General features: G+C 71.8%; 13 protein-coding genes. 10 read left to right on the top strand and 3 right to left on the bottom strand.

Translation table 11 applies throughout. The features are described from left to right. Window positions 1-89 precede the first annotated feature (89 nt). Window positions 90-1136 carry an iron ABC transporter permease gene (locus AB0873_RS21225; RefSeq protein ID WP_155332907.1) on the bottom strand — a complete coding sequence of 349 codons (1047 nt, stop codon included), beginning with the start codon at window positions 1134-1136 and terminating at the stop codon, window positions 90-92. Window positions 1137-1270: 134 nt separating this feature from the next. Here AB0873_RS21225 and AB0873_RS21220 point away from each other — a divergent pair, with 134 nt between their 5' ends. Continuing rightward, on the top strand, window positions 1271-1630 hold the full coding sequence (locus tag AB0873_RS21220; protein WP_155332908.1) for a YciI family protein: 360 nt from the start codon (window positions 1271-1273) through the stop codon (window positions 1628-1630). A 127-nt stretch (window positions 1631-1757) separates the two neighbouring features. Here AB0873_RS21220 and AB0873_RS21215 read toward each other — a convergent pair whose 3' ends face one another. Then, window positions 1758-2174 (bottom strand): cytidine deaminase, encoded by a 417-nt coding sequence (locus AB0873_RS21215; RefSeq protein WP_366601521.1) that lies wholly within the window; start codon window positions 2172-2174, stop codon window positions 1758-1760. A gap of 108 nt (window positions 2175-2282) precedes the next feature. Between AB0873_RS21215 and hrpA the strand changes: the two genes are divergently transcribed. The 3 genes from hrpA (at window position 2283) to AB0873_RS21200 (ending at window position 8573) form a co-directional block, all read left to right on the top strand. After that, window positions 2283-6317, top strand: a complete 4035-nt coding sequence (hrpA, locus tag AB0873_RS21210) for an ATP-dependent RNA helicase HrpA (protein WP_366601520.1) — start codon at window positions 2283-2285, stop codon at window positions 6315-6317. Window positions 6318-6762: 445 nt separating this feature from the next. Then, window positions 6763-8016 (top strand): hypothetical protein, encoded by a 1254-nt coding sequence (locus AB0873_RS21205; RefSeq protein ID WP_366601518.1) that lies wholly within the window; start codon window positions 6763-6765, stop codon window positions 8014-8016. Next, a complete protein-coding gene (locus AB0873_RS21200) occupies window positions 8013-8573 on the top strand; it encodes a DUF3105 domain-containing protein (protein ID WP_366601516.1) in 561 nt (186 codons plus the stop codon). Before AB0873_RS21205 ends, AB0873_RS21200 begins: the two co-directional genes overlap by 4 nt. A 36-nt stretch (window positions 8574-8609) precedes the next feature. On the opposite strand, the gene AB0873_RS21195 is transcribed toward AB0873_RS21200, so the two are convergent. Continuing rightward, on the bottom strand, window positions 8610-9545 hold the full coding sequence (locus tag AB0873_RS21195) for a LysR family transcriptional regulator (protein WP_366601514.1): 936 nt from the start codon (window positions 9543-9545) through the stop codon (window positions 8610-8612). Window positions 9546-9616: 71 nt separating this feature from the next. Between AB0873_RS21195 and AB0873_RS21190 the strand changes: the two genes are divergently transcribed. The 6 genes from AB0873_RS21190 (at window position 9617) to AB0873_RS21165 (ending at window position 16522) form a co-directional block, all read left to right on the top strand. After that, entirely contained in the window at window positions 9617-10306 is a 690-nt protein-coding gene (locus tag AB0873_RS21190) for a succinate dehydrogenase cytochrome b subunit (protein WP_366601513.1), read from the top strand. Window positions 10307-10308: 2 nt separating this feature from the next. Continuing rightward, window positions 10309-12240 (top strand): fumarate reductase/succinate dehydrogenase flavoprotein subunit, encoded by a 1932-nt coding sequence (locus AB0873_RS21185; RefSeq protein WP_366601511.1) that lies wholly within the window; start codon window positions 10309-10311, stop codon window positions 12238-12240. Beyond that, window positions 12237-13001: a succinate dehydrogenase/fumarate reductase iron-sulfur subunit gene (locus tag AB0873_RS21180; RefSeq protein ID WP_366601509.1), complete on the top strand. Its 765-nt coding sequence runs from the start codon at window positions 12237-12239 to the stop codon at window positions 12999-13001. Before AB0873_RS21185 ends, AB0873_RS21180 begins: the two co-directional genes overlap by 4 nt. A 175-nt stretch (window positions 13002-13176) precedes the next feature. Next, window positions 13177-14361, top strand: coding sequence for a zinc-dependent alcohol dehydrogenase (locus tag AB0873_RS21175; protein ID WP_366601507.1), 1185 nt, complete (start codon window positions 13177-13179; stop codon window positions 14359-14361). Continuing rightward, window positions 14358-15269 (top strand): SDR family NAD(P)-dependent oxidoreductase, encoded by a 912-nt coding sequence (locus AB0873_RS21170; protein ID WP_366601505.1) that lies wholly within the window; start codon window positions 14358-14360, stop codon window positions 15267-15269. The genes AB0873_RS21175 and AB0873_RS21170 overlap by 4 nt, the downstream gene beginning before the upstream one ends. Before the next feature lie 107 nt (window positions 15270-15376). Then, window positions 15377-16522, top strand: a complete 1146-nt coding sequence (locus AB0873_RS21165) for an MBL fold metallo-hydrolase (protein ID WP_366601503.1) — start codon at window positions 15377-15379, stop codon at window positions 16520-16522. Window positions 16523-16573 lie beyond the last annotated feature (51 nt).

Genomic DNA, 16573 nt, shown 5'->3' with positions numbered 1-16573 from the left:
ACCAACACCCCCTACAACCCCGACCGGCACCGAGCCCTCCAACACTTGCTCAGCCAAGATCAACCGGCGATGGCTTGACACAGGGCAACTCACGCCGTCACCACCTTGGCGCGACGGACCATGATCGCCAGCAGCGGCGCGCCGATCAGCGCGGTGACGATGCCGGCCGGGACCTCGCCCGGCGGGTCGACGAGCCGGCCGACCACGTCGGCGCCGAGCAGCAGCGCCGGCCCGAGGAGGGCCGAGAGCGCGAGCGTCCAGCGGTGGTCCGCGCCGACCAGGGCCCGGGCCAGGTGCGGGACGGCGAGGCCGACGAACGCGATCGGCCCGGCGGCGGCGACCGCTGCACCGGTCAGCAGCACGGCGGCCGCGCCACCGCCCAGGCGCACCAGTTCGATCCGGTGCCCGAGCCCCCGCGCCACGTCGTCACCGAGGGCGAGGGCGTCCAGGCCCCGGGCGACCAGGGCGGCCAGCACCAGGCCGGCGAGGACGAACGGAAGCACCTGCGCCGCGACGGACAGGTCCCGACCGGTGAGCCCGCCGACGACCCAGAACCGGTAGTCCTCGAAGGTGCGCGCGTCGATGCTGAGCAGCGCGTACACGATCGAGGCCAGGCTCGCGTCGAGGGCCGCGCCGACCAGCGCGAGGGTGACCGGGCTGGCGCCCTCGCGGGCGCGTGCGGCGACGGCGAAGACCAGCACACCGGCGCCGAGCGCGCCGGTGATGCCGAACCAGACGTACCCGGCGAGGGTGGACACCCCGAACACGGAGATGGCGAGCACGACGCCGAACGAGGCGCCGGCGCTGATGCCGAGGATCCGAGGCTCGGCCAGGGGGTTGCGGGTCAGCGCCTGGAGCAGCACCCCGGCCACGGCGAGCGCCGCCCCGACGGCGAGGCCGAGCGCCGTGCGCGGCATCCGGAGGTCCCGAACGATCGTGGTGGCCTCCCCGGCGTCCGGGGCGACCAGTGCGTGCCACACCTGGTCGACGCTGAGCGGGCGGCTCCCCAGGGCGAAGCTCGCCAGCACCGCCAGGACCAACACGATCGCCGCCGCGGCGGTGATCGCCAACCGGCGGCCGACGCGCCCGCGGGTGGGGGAACCGGCCGGGGCGGGCCGGGTGGCGAGGGTGGTCACGGGTCTCCTGAACAGGGCGCTTAGGTGCGCCTTACCTTAGCTCACGAGGTTAGGGAGACCTAACCAGCGGCGGTCGATCCGATCCGACGCGGGGAAGCGGCGCTCCACGACCGGCGCGGCCCTACCCTGGGAAGATGCGATTCGACCAGCACACGGTCGTCCTCCTGGTCCGCCCGTCGGACGCGCCGGAGCTGCCCCAGGAGGCGCTCGACCGCCTCCAGGACGCCCACCTGGCACATCAGGCCGGGCTGGTGGAGCAGGGTCTCGTGCTCGCCGCCGGTCCGTTCGTCGACGCAGACGACGAGCGGCTGCGCGGTTTCGTGGTGCTCTCGATCTCGCCGGACGAGGCGCGCGAGCTGTACGCGAACGACCCGGCGGTCCGCGCCGGACGGCTGGCCGTCCAGGTGATGAGCTGGATGGTGCCCGAGGGGATCCTCCGCTTCGAGAGCGTGCCGGTGCCCCGTTCGATGCTGGAGGCCGCGGCCGGCGACTGACGGCCGTTGCGCGAGCCGGGCTACCGCTGCGCCTCGACGGCGCACCCGAACGGACGGGACGGCCGGTGGCACCCGCCCGCGCGGCCCCGGCGCCGTCGACGGCTGACCGGCGACCTGCCGGCGCGGGTCAGCCGGCGTGCCGGGGCGTCGCGTCCGGCTGCTGGTCCGGCGGGGCGGCCGACCCGGCGGCCAGCTCGGCGAGCGGCACGCAGCGCAGGGCGTCCGCCGCGCCGACGATGACCCGCAGTGCGGGGTGGTGGTCGTGCAGCAGCCGGCGACAGCGCTCGCACGGCGGCAGCACCTCCCGCCCCCGGTCCCCCACGACGACGATCGTCTCCAGCTCGGTGACGCCCTGGGTGGCGGCGGCGCCGACCGCGACGACCTCGGCGCACACGTCGCCGGTGGCGTGGCGGAGGTTCACCCCGCTGAAGATCCGCCCGTCGGTCGTCCGCGCGGCCGCCGCCACGGTGTGCCGGTCGCTGCGGCAGCGCAGCTTCGCGACCGCCGTGGCCGCCTGCACCAGCGCCCGGTCGGTGTCCCGCATCGTCATGCTCCCCGCCCCCGGTGGTCGACGTCGGCGGTCCACTCTAGGGCCTGCACGCCGATAACCCCGGGGCGCTGCGCGTCCGGCCTGCCTATCCTTGGCGGCGACATGCAGAGAGAAGCCGCCTCCGCCGCGCCCGACTCCGTACGCGAGCTGCACCGCCGCCTGAGCCCCCTGATGTTCCGTGACCAGCGCCGCCTCCAGCGGCGCCTGGAGGGTGTCCGGAAGCTGCGGGACCCGCAGCGGCGGGAGTCGGCGCTGGCCGAGATCGCCGAGGACGTGGCGCGGGCCGAGGCGCGGCTGGCGGGCCGGCGGGCGGCCGTACCGGCGATCACCTACCCGCCGGCGCTGCCGGTCAGCGAGCGCCGGGACGACATCGCGGCGGCGATCCGTGACCACCAGGTGGTGATCGTCGCGGGCGAGACCGGGTCCGGCAAGACGACCCAACTGCCCAAGATCTGCCTGGAGCTGGGACGCGGGATCCACGGGCTGATCGGGCACACCCAGCCGCGCCGGCTCGCCGCGCGGACGGTGGCCGACCGGATCGCCGAGGAGCTGGGCACCGAGCTGGGCGACGTGGTCGGCTACAAGGTGCGCTTCACCGACCAGGTCAGCGAGAACAGCCTGGTCAAGCTGATGACCGACGGCATCCTGCTCGCCGAGCTGCAGACCGACCGGATGCTGCGGCAGTACGACACGATCATCGTCGACGAGGCGCACGAGCGCAGCCTCAACATCGACTTCATCCTCGGCTACCTGAAGCAGCTCCTCCCCCGGCGCCCCGACCTCAAGGTGATCATCACCTCGGCGACCATCGAGACCGACCGGTTCGCCCGGCACTTCGCCGACGCCGAGGGCAACCCCGCCCCGGTCGTCGAGGTGTCCGGCCGGACCTACCCGGTGGAGGTGCGGTACCGGCCGCTGGTCGAGGTGACCGAGGCGGAGGACGAGAACGAGGCGGACGAGGAGAACGTCCGCGACCAGATCCAGGCCATCGGCGACGCGGTCGAGGAACTGGCCGCCGAGGGGCCCGGCGACATCCTGGTCTTCCTCTCCGGCGAGCGGGAGATCCGGGACACCGCGGAGGCGCTCGGCAGGCTGGTGCAGAAAAAGCGGTCGCTGCTGGGCACCGAGATCCTCCCCCTGTACGCCCGCCTGAGCACCGCCGAGCAGCACCGCGTCTTCGCCCCGCACACCGGGCGCCGGGTCGTGCTCGCCACCAACGTCGCGGAGACCTCGCTGACGGTGCCGGGCATCAAGTACGTGGTGGACCCGGGCACCGCCCGTATCTCCCGCTACTCGCACCGGCTGAAGGTGCAGCGGCTGCCCATCGAGCCGGTCTCCCAGGCGTCGGCCAACCAGCGCAAGGGGCGCTGCGGGCGGACGTCGGACGGCATCTGCGTCCGGCTCTACGACGAGCAGGACTTCCTGTCCCGCCCCGAGTTCACCGACCCGGAGATCCTGCGGACCAACCTGGCGTCGGTCATCCTCCAGATGACGGCGATCGGGCTCGGCGACATCGCCGCGTTCCCGTTCATCGACCCGCCGGACCGGCGCAACATCACCGACGGTGTGAACCTGCTGCACGAGCTGGGCGCCCTGGACCCGGCCGAGACCGACCCGGCGAAGCGGCTCACCGCGCTCGGCCGGCGGCTGGCCCAGCTGCCGGTGGACCCCCGGTTGGCCCGGATGGTGCTCGAGGGCGAGCGCAACGGGTGCGCCACCGAGGTGGTCGTGATCGCGGCGGCGCTGTCGATCCAGGACCCGCGTGAGCGCCCGGTCGAGAAGCAGGCCCAGGCCGACCAGGCCCACGCACGGTTCGCGGACAAGGAGTCGGACTTCGTCGCGTACCTGAACCTGTGGCGGTACCTGCGCGAACAGCAGCGTGCCCTGTCGTCGAGCGCGTTCCGGCGGATGTGCAAGGCGGAGTTCCTGAACTATCTGCGGGTCCGTGAGTGGCAGGACATCGTGAGCCAGCTGCGGCAGGTGCTGCGTACCCCGGAGAAGGAGCAGGGCCGGCGCGGGCCGGCGGAGGCCGCGCCCGACGGCGGCGGGCGGCGCCGGGCCGGCGCGGACCTGCCGGAGGAGATCGACACCCCGAAGGTGCACCAGTCGCTGCTGGCCGGGCTGCTCTCCCACGTCGGCCTGAAGGACCCGCAGAAGCACGAGTACCTGGGGGCGCGCGGGGCGAAGTTCGCGCTGTTCCCCGGGTCGGCGCTGTTCAAGAAGCCGCCGCGCTGGGTGATGGCCGCCGAGCTGGTGGAGACCACCCGGCTCTGGGGCCGGGTGAACGGCCGGATCGAGCCGGAGTGGGTCGAGCCGCTCGCCCAGCACCTGGTGAAGCGCAGCTACAGCGAGCCGCACTGGGAGAAGAAGCAGGCCGCGGTGATGGCCTACGAGAAGGTGACCCTGTACGGGATCCCGATCGTCACCTCCCGCAAGGTCACCTTCGGCCGGATCGACCCGGCGCTGAGCCGGGAGCTGTTCATCCGGCACGCGCTGGTGGAGGGCGACTGGCAGACCCACCACCAGTTCTGGCGGGACAACCAGAAGCTGCTCGCGGAGATCGAGGAGCTGGAGAACCGGGCCCGGCGGCGGGACATCCTGGTCGACGACGAGACGATCTTCCAGTTCTACGACGAACGGATCCCGGCCGACGTGGTCTCCGGGCGGCACTTCGACGCGTGGTGGAGGAAGGAGCGCCGGCAGCGGCCGGAGCTGCTCACCTTCACCCGCGAGCTGCTGGTCAACGCCGGTCGAGGCGGGGTCGACGAGGCCGACTACCCGGACGAGTGGCGGGCCGACGGGGTGAGCCTGCCGCTCACGTACACGTTCGACCCGGGCACCCCGACCGACGGCGTGACCGTGGACATCCCGCTGCCGCTGCTCAACCAGGTGCCGGCGGAGAGCTTCGACTGGCAGGTCCCCGGCCTACGCGAGGACCTCGTCGTCGCGCTGATCCGCTCGCTGCCCAAGGCGATCCGCCGCAACTTCGTCCCGGTGCCGGACTACGCCCGCGCCGCCCTCGCGCAGCTGCCGGCCGGCGAGGAGCCGCTGCTGGACGCGCTGACCCGGCAGTTGCGTCGGATGACCGGGGTGACCGTGCCCCGGGACGCCTGGGACGTCGCGAAGCTGCCGCCGCACCTGCGGGTCACCTTCCGCGTGCTCGGCGACGACGACGCGCCGGTCGCCGAGGGCAAGGACCTGCCGGCCCTGCAACGCCAGCTCAAGGCGGAGGTACGCCAGGTGGTGGCGGCCGCCGCGCCGGACGTGGCGCGGACCGGGCTGACGGAGTGGAGCATCGGCACCCTCCCCCGCACGATCGAGCAGGTACGGGCCGGGTACGCGGTCACCGCGTACCCGGCACTGGTGGACGAGGGCGCGACGGTCGGGGTGAAGGTGTTCGACTCCCCCGCCGAGCAGGAGGCGGCGCACTGGGCGGGCACCCGCCGGCTGCTCCGCCTGACCGTGCCCTCCCCGGCGAAGATCCTTCAGGGGCGCCTGTCCAACGAGGCGAAGCTGGCGCTGAGCCGCAACCCGCACGGCGGGGTGCAGGCGCTGATCGAGGACGCGGCCGGCGCGGCGATCGACAAGCTGATCGCCGACGCGGGCGGGCCCGCCTGGGACGCCGAGGGGTTCGCGGCGCTGCGCGAGACCGTGCGCGCGGGACTGGTGGACAGCGTCGTGGACGTCATGGACCGGGTCCGGAAGGTGCTCGCCGCCGCGTACGCGATCGAGCAGCGCCTGGGCGCGACCCGGAACCTCGCCGTGGTGGCCGCGCTGGCCGACATCCGGGCGCAGCTGACCGGGCTGGTGCACGCCGGCTTCGTCACCGAGACCGGGTACGCACGCCTGCCCGACCTGCTGCGCTACCTGACGGCGGTCGAGCGCCGGCTGGACCGGCTGCCCGGCAACCCGGCCCGCGACAAGCAGCAGCAGGACCGGATCACGACCGTGCAGAAGGAGTACGCCGACCTGCTCGCCGCGCTGCCGCCGACGAAGCGGCAGTCGACGGCCGTCCGGCAGATCCGCTGGATGATCGAGGAGCTGCGGGTGAACGTCTTCGCCCAGGCGCTCGGCACCCCGTACCCGGTCAGCGAGCAGCGCATCTACCGCGCCATGGACGACGCCGAGGGGCGATAGGCGGGCCACCGCGTCGCGAGCGCACTCGGGCCCCTCGGCCCGGGGTTGGAAAATCGGCGATCGTAGGACGGCAGCAATCTTGACAGCCGGCAACAGCATTTGGGATCGTGACGGTCGACGATGCTTGGGGACGGGGTCGCATTCGGATTCCGGAACCGGGCCGCCAGACACAGAACGGGGGTGACACAAATGAAGATTGAGATTCGTCCCATCGAGGACGTCCGTCTGACGATCCGCTGTGGCGCGGAGTGCTGAGTTCAGCACGTGAAACCACGAGATACCGCGCAATCTGACGTACGCGCCGTATCATTAATCCGCCCTGCGGGGGACGGCTGGCGCCGATATCACATCGGCGCCAGCCGGGCCGGGCTATCGCAACACTTTCTCGAAGCGACCCCGCACGGTGGCCGTCTCAGGACTGGCATTACCGGAAGGGTCAATCCCAGTGCATTCCTCGATCGACCCCGCCCAGGCTGAGGGGGCGTCGCTCCTGGTCGTCGCCGAGGACGGCGCGGAATGGGTGCTGGGACGACCCGACCTACGCAGGTACGTGGCGGTGCCGAAACCGGGCGCTGTCTTCGTCCAGGCCCTCCAGGCCGGTTGCTCCCTCGACGACGCGACGGCGAGGGCGAGCACCGCCGCGGGAGCGCCCGTCGACGGCGTGGACTTCCTCTCCGGTCTCGCTCAGGCCGGCCTCCTCGATCCGCCCGGACAGCCGTCGCCACCGGACGATGCGCCCGTAGAGCGTCCCACGGGCGGCCGCCGGACCCGCCAGATCGGTTGGATCGAGGGCGTGCGCCCAGAGGTCGCCCGGCGCCTGTTCGGTCCCGTGGCGTGGGGCGGCTACCTGAGCGCGGCGCTGCTCGTCGGGGTTCTTCTCGGCGCCCGACCCGACCTCCGGCCAACCTTCGAACACGCCTGGTTCCTCACCGATCCGGTGCTGTCGGTACTGGTCTTCATTCCGGTCGGGTTCGCCCTCGCGGCGGCGCATGAGGCGTGGCACTGGCTGGCCGGCCGGGCGATCGGGATCCCGGCCACGTTCCGGGTCAGTTACCGAGCCGCCTATCTCGTCTTCGAGACCGATTTGACGCAGTTGGTGGCGACCTCCCGGCGTCGGCGTTACGGCCCGTTCCTCGCCGGCATGGCATTCGATGTCACGGTGTTGGCATTGGCGCTCGTCGCCCGCCTCGGGCACCGCGAGGATCTCTGGAATCTTCCGGCCGTTCTCGACCGTTTCCTCGGCGCCGTGGTGCTCTTCGAGATCCTGGGCATCGCTTGGCAGTGCGGCGGAATCTTCCTACGCAGCGACATGTACGCGGTGCTGGCAAATGCGCTTCGTTGCCACAACCTCTATCGAGCGACCTGGCTGGTAAACAAGGCGCGGTTGTGGGGACTCGACGCACGGGAGCAAACGGAACTCGAGAACATCAGTCCGCACGACCGTTCGGTCGCGCGCTGGTTCGGCCTGGTGTATCTGGCAGGAATGATCGCGGTGTTCTGGTTGCTGCTGACATTTCAGCTGCGCTTTCTTCTCGCCATGGGAACGTGGGTCGTCCACAACCTCCTGACTTTCACTCTGACGGACCTCGTGTTCTGGGAATCCGTGGCCGTCGTCGCCTACCTGATCGTGATGTTCGGTGGTCCCCCCGCGCTCGCGGTGCGGGAACGTCGACTGCGGCGTGCCGGGAGGTTGCGGTGAGCGAGCGGGGTAGGCGGTGGCTCTGGCGGTGCGGCCTCGGACTGACGCTCTGCGCGACGCTGGCCGCGCTGCTGGTCGGCCCTTGGCGGACGCTGGTCGGGACGGTGGCCGGATCACCGCCCGGAGACGCCCTCCATTCGTGTCCTGCGGGCACGGCGTTTCCGATCATGGACAGCCCGCATGTCTCCCAGTCCGAGATGGAGCAGGTGCGCTACAACTCACAGCCGCCCACCTCCGGCCCACATTTCGCCTTCAGTCTCGCCCCCGGGCGGTACACGGTCGCCGTGCCCGAGGGCCTCGCCGTGCACGCCATGGAGCACGGGCACGTCATCATCCTGTACGCCGAGACCACGCCGGAGACCACGATCGCCGACCTGGAACGGGTCGCCAAACGACATGCCGACAAGGTGGTCCTCGCGCCGTCCGAGAAGCTTTCGGACGGAATCGCGATGACCGCATGGGGTTGTCTTGAAACCCTGAGCGGGTACGACGAGTCCGCTGTGGAGCGGTTCGTCGTCACGCTCGGCGGGCGGTACGACCATGGTTGGCGTCGTTAGCCCCGGTCGTGACGCGGCCGCCGGGGGCGGCCAGGGCTAGAGCGGCTCCACGCCGGGGGGCAGTTCGCGGCCGGCGACCGCGCGCTGGACGTAGTCGAGCAGGATCCGGCGGAGTTCGCGGCCGGCGTGGGTGGGGACCACGTCGCGGCGGCGGGCCACGGCGATCGTGCGGCGGACGCCGGGCGGGGCGAGGCGGGTGACGTGGAGGCCGGGCCGGCGGGCGACGACGCTGCCGGGCACGAGGGCGGCGCCGAGCCCCGCCTCGACGAAGCTCAGCACAGCGTCCAACTCGCCGCCGTCGACCGAGACCCGGGGCTCGAAGCCGGCGTCCCGGCAGGCCTGGAGGGTGGCATCGCGCAGGTCGTAGCCCTCACGGAACATCACCAGCGGCTGGTCGCGCAGGTCGGTGACGCGGACCTCGCCGGCGGGCGAGGCGCCGGGCAGCGGGTCGACGCTGGCGACGACCAGGCTCTCGGTCAGGATCGCGTCGGTGCGCAGCCCCGGATCGGCGCCCGCGGCGGGCGCGATGATCAGCGCGAGGTCGAGGTCGCCGCGCAGCAGGTCGCGCACCAGGTCCTGCGAGCCGCCCTCCTCGACGCGCAGGTCGACGGTGGGGTGGGCGTCACGGAAGCGGCGCAGCACCGGCGGGGCCAGCGAGGTGGCCAGGCTGGGGGTGGTGCCGAGGCGGACGCGACCGCGCCGCAGGCCCACCAGCTCCTGCACCTCGCGGGTCGCCGTGTCCACGTCGGCGAGGATCCGTTTGGCCAGCGGCAGCAGCACCTCCCCCGCCGTGGTGAGCCCGATCTTGCCCCTTACCCGTTCGAAGAGCGGCGCCCCCAGGTCGGCCTCCAGAGCGTGAATTTGCTTACTCAGTGAGGGTTGCGTTATGCCGACCATGTCGGCCGCCTGGGTGAAATGTCGTAGTTCTGCGACCGCGACGAAGTACCGGAGCTGATGGAGCTGCATCTTCATAGCTTACGGCTATGAAAACTGCGGGTTCGATGCATTGGACGCCTGATCAAACGGCTCTTAGCGTCGGTCGTGTGGTAGTCACGAGAACGCGGTCGCCCATCCGTTCCAACGTCGGCCTCAAGGCCGTCATGGCGGTGACGGGCATCCTCCTGGTGCTGTTCCTGATCTTGCACATGCTCGGCAACCTGAAGGTGTTCACGGGGGAGACCTCGTTCGACCACTACGCGCACTGGCTGCGCGACATCGGCAAGCCGCTGCTGCCGGGCGTCTGGTTCCTCTGGATCCAGCGCGGCGTGCTGACCGTCGCCGTCGTGGCGCACATCGCCGCCGCCACCGCGCTGGCCCGGCGCTCCCGCGCCGCTCGCCCCGTCCGGTACGCGCACCGCCCGAAGGTCCAGGGCAGCTACGCGGCCCGCACCATGCGCTGGGGCGGGGTGATCATCCTGCTCTTCGTGATCTACCACCTGCTCGACCTGACCACCGGTCACCTGAACCCGGTCGGCGACCCGACCAAGCCGTACGCCAACGTCGTCGCCGACTTCGCGCCGGAGCGCTGGTACGTCACGCTCTTCTACACCCTGGCGATCGTCGCGCTGGGCTTCCACCTGCGGCACGGGGCGTTCAGCGCGTTCCGCAGCCTGGGGCAGCAGACCCCGAAGGGTGAGCAGCGGGCGCGTACTGCCGCCCTGGTCTTCGCCGTCACGCTCTGCGCCGGCTTCCTCGTGGTCCCGTTCGCCGTACTCACCGGATTGGTGTCCTGACCATGGATCTCTACACCCAGGGCGACCCGATCGCCGACGCCAAGGCTCCCGAGGGCCCGATCGAGACCCGCTGGGAACGCCGCCGCTTCGAGGCGAAGCTCGTCAACCCGGCCAACCGCCGGAAGATGACGGTGATCGTGGTCGGCACCGGCCTGGCCGGCGGCTCGGCCGCGGCCACCCTGGCCGAGCAGGGCTACCGGGTCAGGTCGTACTGCTACCAGGACAGCCCGCGCCGCGCGCACTCGATCGCCGCACAGGGCGGCATCAACGCCGCCAAGAACTACCGCAACGACGGCGACTCGGTGCACCGGCTCTTCTACGACACCGTCAAGGGCGGCGACTTCCGCTCCCGCGAGTCGAACGTGCACCGGCTGGCCGAGGTCTCGGTCAACATCATCGACCAGTGCGTCGCCCAGGGCGTCCCGTTCGCCCGCGAGTACGGCGGCCTGCTCGACACCCGCTCCTTCGGCGGCGCCCAGGTGCAGCGCACCTTCTACGCCCGGGGCCAGACGGGCCAGCAGCTGCTGCTCGGCGCGTACCAGGCGCTGGAGCGGCAGATCGGCCTCGGCAACGTGGAGATGAACGCCCGGCACGAGATGCTGGAGCTGATCATCGTCGACGGCCGGGCCCGGGGCATCGTCGTGCGGGACCTGGTCACCGGCGAGATCACCACGGAGTTCGCCGACGCGGTCGTGCTCGCCTCCGGCGGGTACGGCAACGTCTTCTACCTCTCCACCAACGCCAAGGGCTGCAACGTCACGGCCACCTGGCGGGCGCACCGCAAGGGCGCGTACTTCGCCAACCCCTGCTACACGCAGATCCACCCGACCTGCATCCCCGTCTCCGGCGACCACCAGTCGAAGTTGACCCTGATGAGCGAGTCGCTGCGCAACGACGGCCGGGTGTGGGTGCCGAAGGCCAAGGGCGACAACCGCGACCCTCGGGAGATCCCGGAGGACGAGCGGGACTACTACCTGGAGCGGATCTACCCCTCCTTCGGCAACCTGGTGCCCCGGGACATCGCCTCCCGAGCCGCGAAGAACGTCTGCGACGAGGGCCGCGGCGTCGGCCCGGGCGGCCTCGGCGTGTACCTGGACTTCGCGGACGCGATCGCGCGGCTCGGCCGCAAGGCGATCGAGGCGAAGTACGGCAACCTCTTCGAGATGTACGAGCGGATCACCGGCGAGGACCCGTACGAGGTCCCGATGCGGATCTACCCCGCCGTGCACTACACGATGGGCGGCCTGTGGGTCGACTACGACCTCCAGTCGAGCATCCCCGGCCTGTTCGTGATCGGCGAGGCGAACTTCTCCGACCACGGCGCGAACCGGCTCGGCGCGTCCGCGCTCATGCAGGGCCTCGCCGATGGCTACTTCGTCCTCCCCAACACCATCGCCAACTACCTGGCGGCGGGGCCGTTCGAGAAGGTCGAGGCGAGCCACCCGGCGGCGGTCGAGACGCGGCGCGACGTCGAGGACCGCATCCAGCGTCTGCTGGCGGTGAACGGCGACCGCACGGTCGACTCGTTCCACCGCGAGCTGGGCCAGATCATGTGGGAACACTGCGGCATGGAGCGCTCCGAGGCCGGCCTGCGCAAGGCGATCGACCAGATCCGGGCGCTGCGCGACGAGTTCTGGCAGCGGGTGCGGATCATCGGTGACGCCGACGGGCTCAACCAGTCGCTGGAGAAGGCCGGCCGAGTGGCCGACTTCTTCGAGCTGGCCGAGCTGATGTGCATCGACGCCCTGCACCGCGAGGAGTCCTGCGGCGGTCACTTCCGGGCCGAGCACCAGACCCCCGACGGCGAGGCCCAGCGCGACGACGAGCGGTTCGCGTACGTGGCGGCCTGGGAGTACGGCGCCGAGCAGCCCGTACTGCACAAGGAAGACCTGAAGTTCGAATACGTCCACCCCACGCAGCGGAGCTACAAGTGAACCTGACCCTGCGCATCTGGCGCCAGAAGGGCCCTGAGGACAAGGGTCGGATGGTGACCTACCAGGTCGACGACGTGTCCCCGGACATGTCGTTCCTGGAGATGCTCGACGTGCTCAACGAGCGGCTGATCCTCGCCGGCGAGGAGCCGGTGGCGTTCGACCACGACTGCCGCGAGGGCATCTGCGGCATGTGCGGCCTGATGATCAACGGCAACGCGCACGGCCCGCAGCGCGGCACCACCGCCTGCCAGCTGCACATGCGGCAGTTCAAGGACGGCGACACGATCGACATCGAGCCGTGGCGGGCCCGGGCCTTCCCGGTCATCAAGGACCTGGTGGTCAACCGCAACGCGTTCGACAAGATCATCGCGGCGGGCGGCTTCATCACCGCCCCGACCGGCAGCGCCCCGGAGGCGCACTCCGTGCCGGTCGCCAAGGCCAACGCGGACGCCGCCTTCGAGTCGGCCGCCTGCATCGGCTGCGGCGCCTGCGTGGCGGCCTGCCCGAACGGCTCCGGCATGCTCTTCACCGCCGCCAAGGTCACCCAGCTCTCGCTGCTGCCGCAGGGCCAGCCGGAGCGCTACACGCGGGTGATCGGCATGGTGGACGCACACGACGAGGCCGGCTTCGGCGGCTGCACCAACGCCGGTGAGTGCACCGTGGTCTGCCCGAAGGGCATCCCGCTGAACACCATCGGCCGGCTGAACCGCGACTACCTCGCGGCAACCGCCAAGCGGGGCGACAACACCCCCGGCTCCTGAGGCGAACGCCGCCGGCGGCGTCCCCCTCCGTACCGCGAAAGAGTGGCTGCCCGAGGTCGGGCGGCCACTCTTTCGCGGTATCTGCGCGGAGAGCGGTCGGGTGTGGCCGCGGCCGGTTCAAGGGACGCTGCACGGGTAGCACCTCTCGGAGGACGCCGAGAGGAGACATCCGGACATGAAGGCACTGACCTGGCAGGGCAAGCGGAACGTACGGGTCGAGGAGGTGCCCGACCCCCGGATCGAGGAGCCGACCGACGCGATCATCCGGATCACCTCCACCGCGATCTGCGGCTCGGACCTGCACCTCTACGAGGTGCTCGGGCCGTACCTGAAGCCGGGCGACGTCCTCGGCCACGAGCCGATGGGCGTCGTCGAGGAGGTCGGCCCCGGTGTGACCCGGCTCAAGCCCGGAGACCGGGTGGTCGTGCCGTTCAACATCTCCTGCGGCTCCTGCTGGATGTGCGAACGCCAGCTCTACGCGCAGTGCGAGACCACCCAGGTGACGGCCGAGGGAAAGGGCGCGGCGCTGTTCGGCTACACCACGCTCTACGGCTCCGTACCCGGCGGGCAGGCGGAGTACCTGCGCGTGCCGCACGCCCAGTTCGGCCCGGTCAAGGTCGCGGAGAGCGGCCCCGACGAGCGGTGGCTCTACCTCTCCGACATCCTCCCCACCGCCTGGCAGGCCGTGAAGTACGCGGACACCCCGCCCGGCGGGACCCTCGCGGTCTTCGGGCTCGGCCCGGTGGGCCAGTTCTGCGCCCGGATCGGCCGGCACCTCGGCGCCGGCCGGGTGATCGGCCTCGACCTGGTACCCGAGCGCCTCGAAATGGCCCGCCGACACGACGTCGAGGTGCTCGACGTCAGCGAACTCGACGACGTGCCGGGGGCGCTGATCGAGCTCGTCGACGGGCGCGGGCCGGACGCGGTGATCGACGCGGTGGGCATGGAGGCCCACGGCGCACCGCTGGGCAGGATCGCCCAGACCGCCGCCGGCCTGCTGCCGGACAAGCTGGCCCAACCGATGATCGACAAGTTCGGCGTGGACCGGCTGGTCGTGCTCAAGGCCGCGCTGAAGGCCGTCCGGCGCGGCGGCACCGTCTCGGTCTCCGGGGTGTACGGCGGTGAGGTCGACCCGCTGCCGCTGATGGAGATGTTCGACCGGGGCGTCCAACTGCGGATGGGGCAGTGCCACGTCCGCCGGTGGACCGACGAGATCATCCCGCTGCTCTCCGGCGACGACGACCCGCTCGGCGTCGAGGACCTGCGGACCCACCGGCTGCCGCTGGCGGACGCGCCGCGCGCGTACGAGATGTTCCAGAAGAAGGAGGACGGCTGCGTCAAGGTCGTGCTCGCGCCGTGAGCCGTACGGTGGTCGTCACGGGCGCGACCAGCGGGATCGGCCGTGCGGCCGTCCGGGAGTTCGCCGGCCGCGGGGACCGTCTGGTCCTCGCGGCCCGCTCCGCGCAGGCCCTCGAGGAGGTACGCGCCGAGTGCGCCGCCGCCGGAGCCCCGGCGCTGACGGTGGCGACCGACGTCGCCGAGCCGGCCGCCCCGGCGGCGCTCGCCGAGGCGGCCGTCGCCGAGTTCGGCGGAATCGACGTGTGGGCGCACACGGCGGCGGTGATGTCGTACGGGCGCTTCGAGGAGACGCCGGAACGTGTCTTCGAGCAGACGATCCGCACCGACCTGATCGCCGCGGCCACGGTGGCCCGGGTGGCGCTGCGGCACTTCCGGGAGGCCGGCGGCGGCACGCTGATCCTCACCGGATCGGTGCTCGGTCACATCACCGCCCCCTACCTGAGCGGCTACGTGGCGAGCAAGTGGGGCCTGCAGGGACTCGCCCGGGTCCTTCAGCAGGAGACCCGGGAGACGCCGGGCGTGCACGTCTGCATCGTCACCCCGGGCAGCGTGGACACCCCGGTCTACCAGCGGGCGGCCAACTACCTGGGCCGGCTCGGACGCCCGCCGCTGCCGGTCACCACTCCGGAACGGGTCGCCCGGGCCATGGTCGACTGCGCCGACCGCCCCCGGCGGGAGGTGTCGGTGGGCCGGGCCAACACCGTCATGCGCTTCGGCTTCACCGTGCTGCCCGGCGTCTACGACGCCCTGGTCGGGCCCCTGATGCGGGTGGCGGCGCTGACCGACCGGCCGGTGGAACCGCACGACGGCGTGGTGTTCACCCCCGCCCCGGGAAGCGAGCGCCTGCGCGGCGGCTGGCTTCCCGACCTGGGGCGGATAACCCGCGCCCTCACCCGCCACCTGCCCTGATGCCGCGGGGTAAGGAAGGGCCCCTTCTTAACGCCTGAGGTAGAGCAGGGGTCCCCTCTTAACACGCCGGGCTACCGTGTACGTCGGAACACGGCGGAGGGACGGCGATGGCGGCACCAGCACAGAACGGGGTTCGGGACCGGTCGCTCGGGCGGCGGGTGAGCGGAGCGGTCGGGCTTGCCGCTCTGGCCGGCCTCGCCTGGGTCGCGCGGGACATCCCGATGGCGCTCGGCGGCCGGCTGACCGGCGCCCGGGCCGAACGGGCGGTGCGCTCACCCCAGTACCGCGAGGGCGCCTTCCGCAACCCGGCGAGCAGCCGCTCGATGGCCGGCGCCCCGGACCGCAACCTGGTCCGGGAGCTGATCTTCGGCAAGCAGAAGCGTCACCCGACGGCAGCCGTGCCGCTGCTGCGGCCCGCTGACCCGCCCGCCGGCGACACCACCCGGGAGCTCAACGTCGTCTGGTACGGCCACGCGTCCGCCCTGATCGAGATCGAGGGGCGGCGGGTGCTGCTCGACCCGGTGTGGAGCGACCGCTGCTCCCCGTCCACCCTGGTCGGGCCGCGGCGGCTGCACCAGCCCCCGGTGCGCCTCGACGAACTGCCCCCACTCGACGCGATCCTGATCTCCCACGACCACTACGACCACCTCGACCTCGCCACCGTGCGCGAGCTGACCGCCCGCCAGGACGCGCCGTTCGTGGTGCCCCTCGGCGTCGGCGCCCACCTCGACCGGTGGGGTGTGCCGGCCGACCGCGTCGTCGAACTGGACTGGTCGGACAGCCACCGGATCGGGAGCCTGACCCTGACCGCAGCCCCCGCCCAGCACTTCTCCGGTCGGGGGCTGCGCCGCGACGGCACGCTCTGGAGTTCGTGGGTGGTCGCCGGCGCGCACCGCAGCCTCTTCTACACCGGCGACTCCGGCTACTTCGACGGGTACGCGGCGATCGGAGCAGCGTACGGGCCGTTCGACGTGACGCTGATGCAGATCGGCGCGTACGACCGGGCCTGGCCGAGCATCCACATGTTCCCGGAGGAGGCGGTCACCGCCCACCTGGACCTGCGGGGCGGGCTGCTGATCCCGGTGCACTGGGCGACGTTCAACCTGGCGCTGCACGACTGGTCGGAGCCGGTGGACCGGCTCTGGGCCGAGACGAAGGCCCGGGACGTACGGCTGGCGGTGCCCCGGCCGGGCGAGCGCGTGGTCGTCGACGACCCGCCGCCGGTCGACGGTTGGTGGCAGGCGGTCGCCTGACGCGGGGTGTTAACAGGGGGCCCTTCCTCTACCGCAGGCGTTAAGAAGGGG

Origin of the sequence: Micromonospora sp. NPDC047707 (assembly GCF_040704235.1) — a bacterium.
In the GTDB taxonomy this organism is placed as follows: Bacteria; Actinomycetota; Actinomycetes; order Mycobacteriales; family Micromonosporaceae; genus Micromonospora.
This window is presented reverse-complemented; position numbering and strand designations above follow the sequence as displayed.

Bases quoted from the DNA above. Each gene is read 5' to 3' on its own strand.
- AB0873_RS21195 (WP_366601514.1), bottom strand. From the start codon at position 9,545: ATGAAGATGCAGCTCCATCAGCTCCGGTACTTCGTCGCGGTCGCAGAA.
- hrpA (WP_366601520.1), top strand. From the start codon at position 2,283: ATGCAGAGAGAAGCCGCCTCCGCCGCGCCCGACTCCGTACGCGAGCTG.
- AB0873_RS21185 (WP_366601511.1), top strand. From the start codon at position 10,309: ATGGATCTCTACACCCAGGGCGACCCGATCGCCGACGCCAAGGCTCCC.
- AB0873_RS21220 (WP_155332908.1), top strand. From the start codon at position 1,271: ATGCGATTCGACCAGCACACGGTCGTCCTCCTGGTCCGCCCGTCGGAC.
- AB0873_RS21175 (WP_366601507.1), top strand. From the start codon at position 13,177: ATGAAGGCACTGACCTGGCAGGGCAAGCGGAACGTACGGGTCGAGGAG.
- AB0873_RS21215 (WP_366601521.1), bottom strand. From the start codon at position 2,174: ATGCGGGACACCGACCGGGCGCTGGTGCAGGCGGCCACGGCGGTCGCG.
- AB0873_RS21165 (WP_366601503.1), top strand. From the start codon at position 15,377: ATGGCGGCACCAGCACAGAACGGGGTTCGGGACCGGTCGCTCGGGCGG.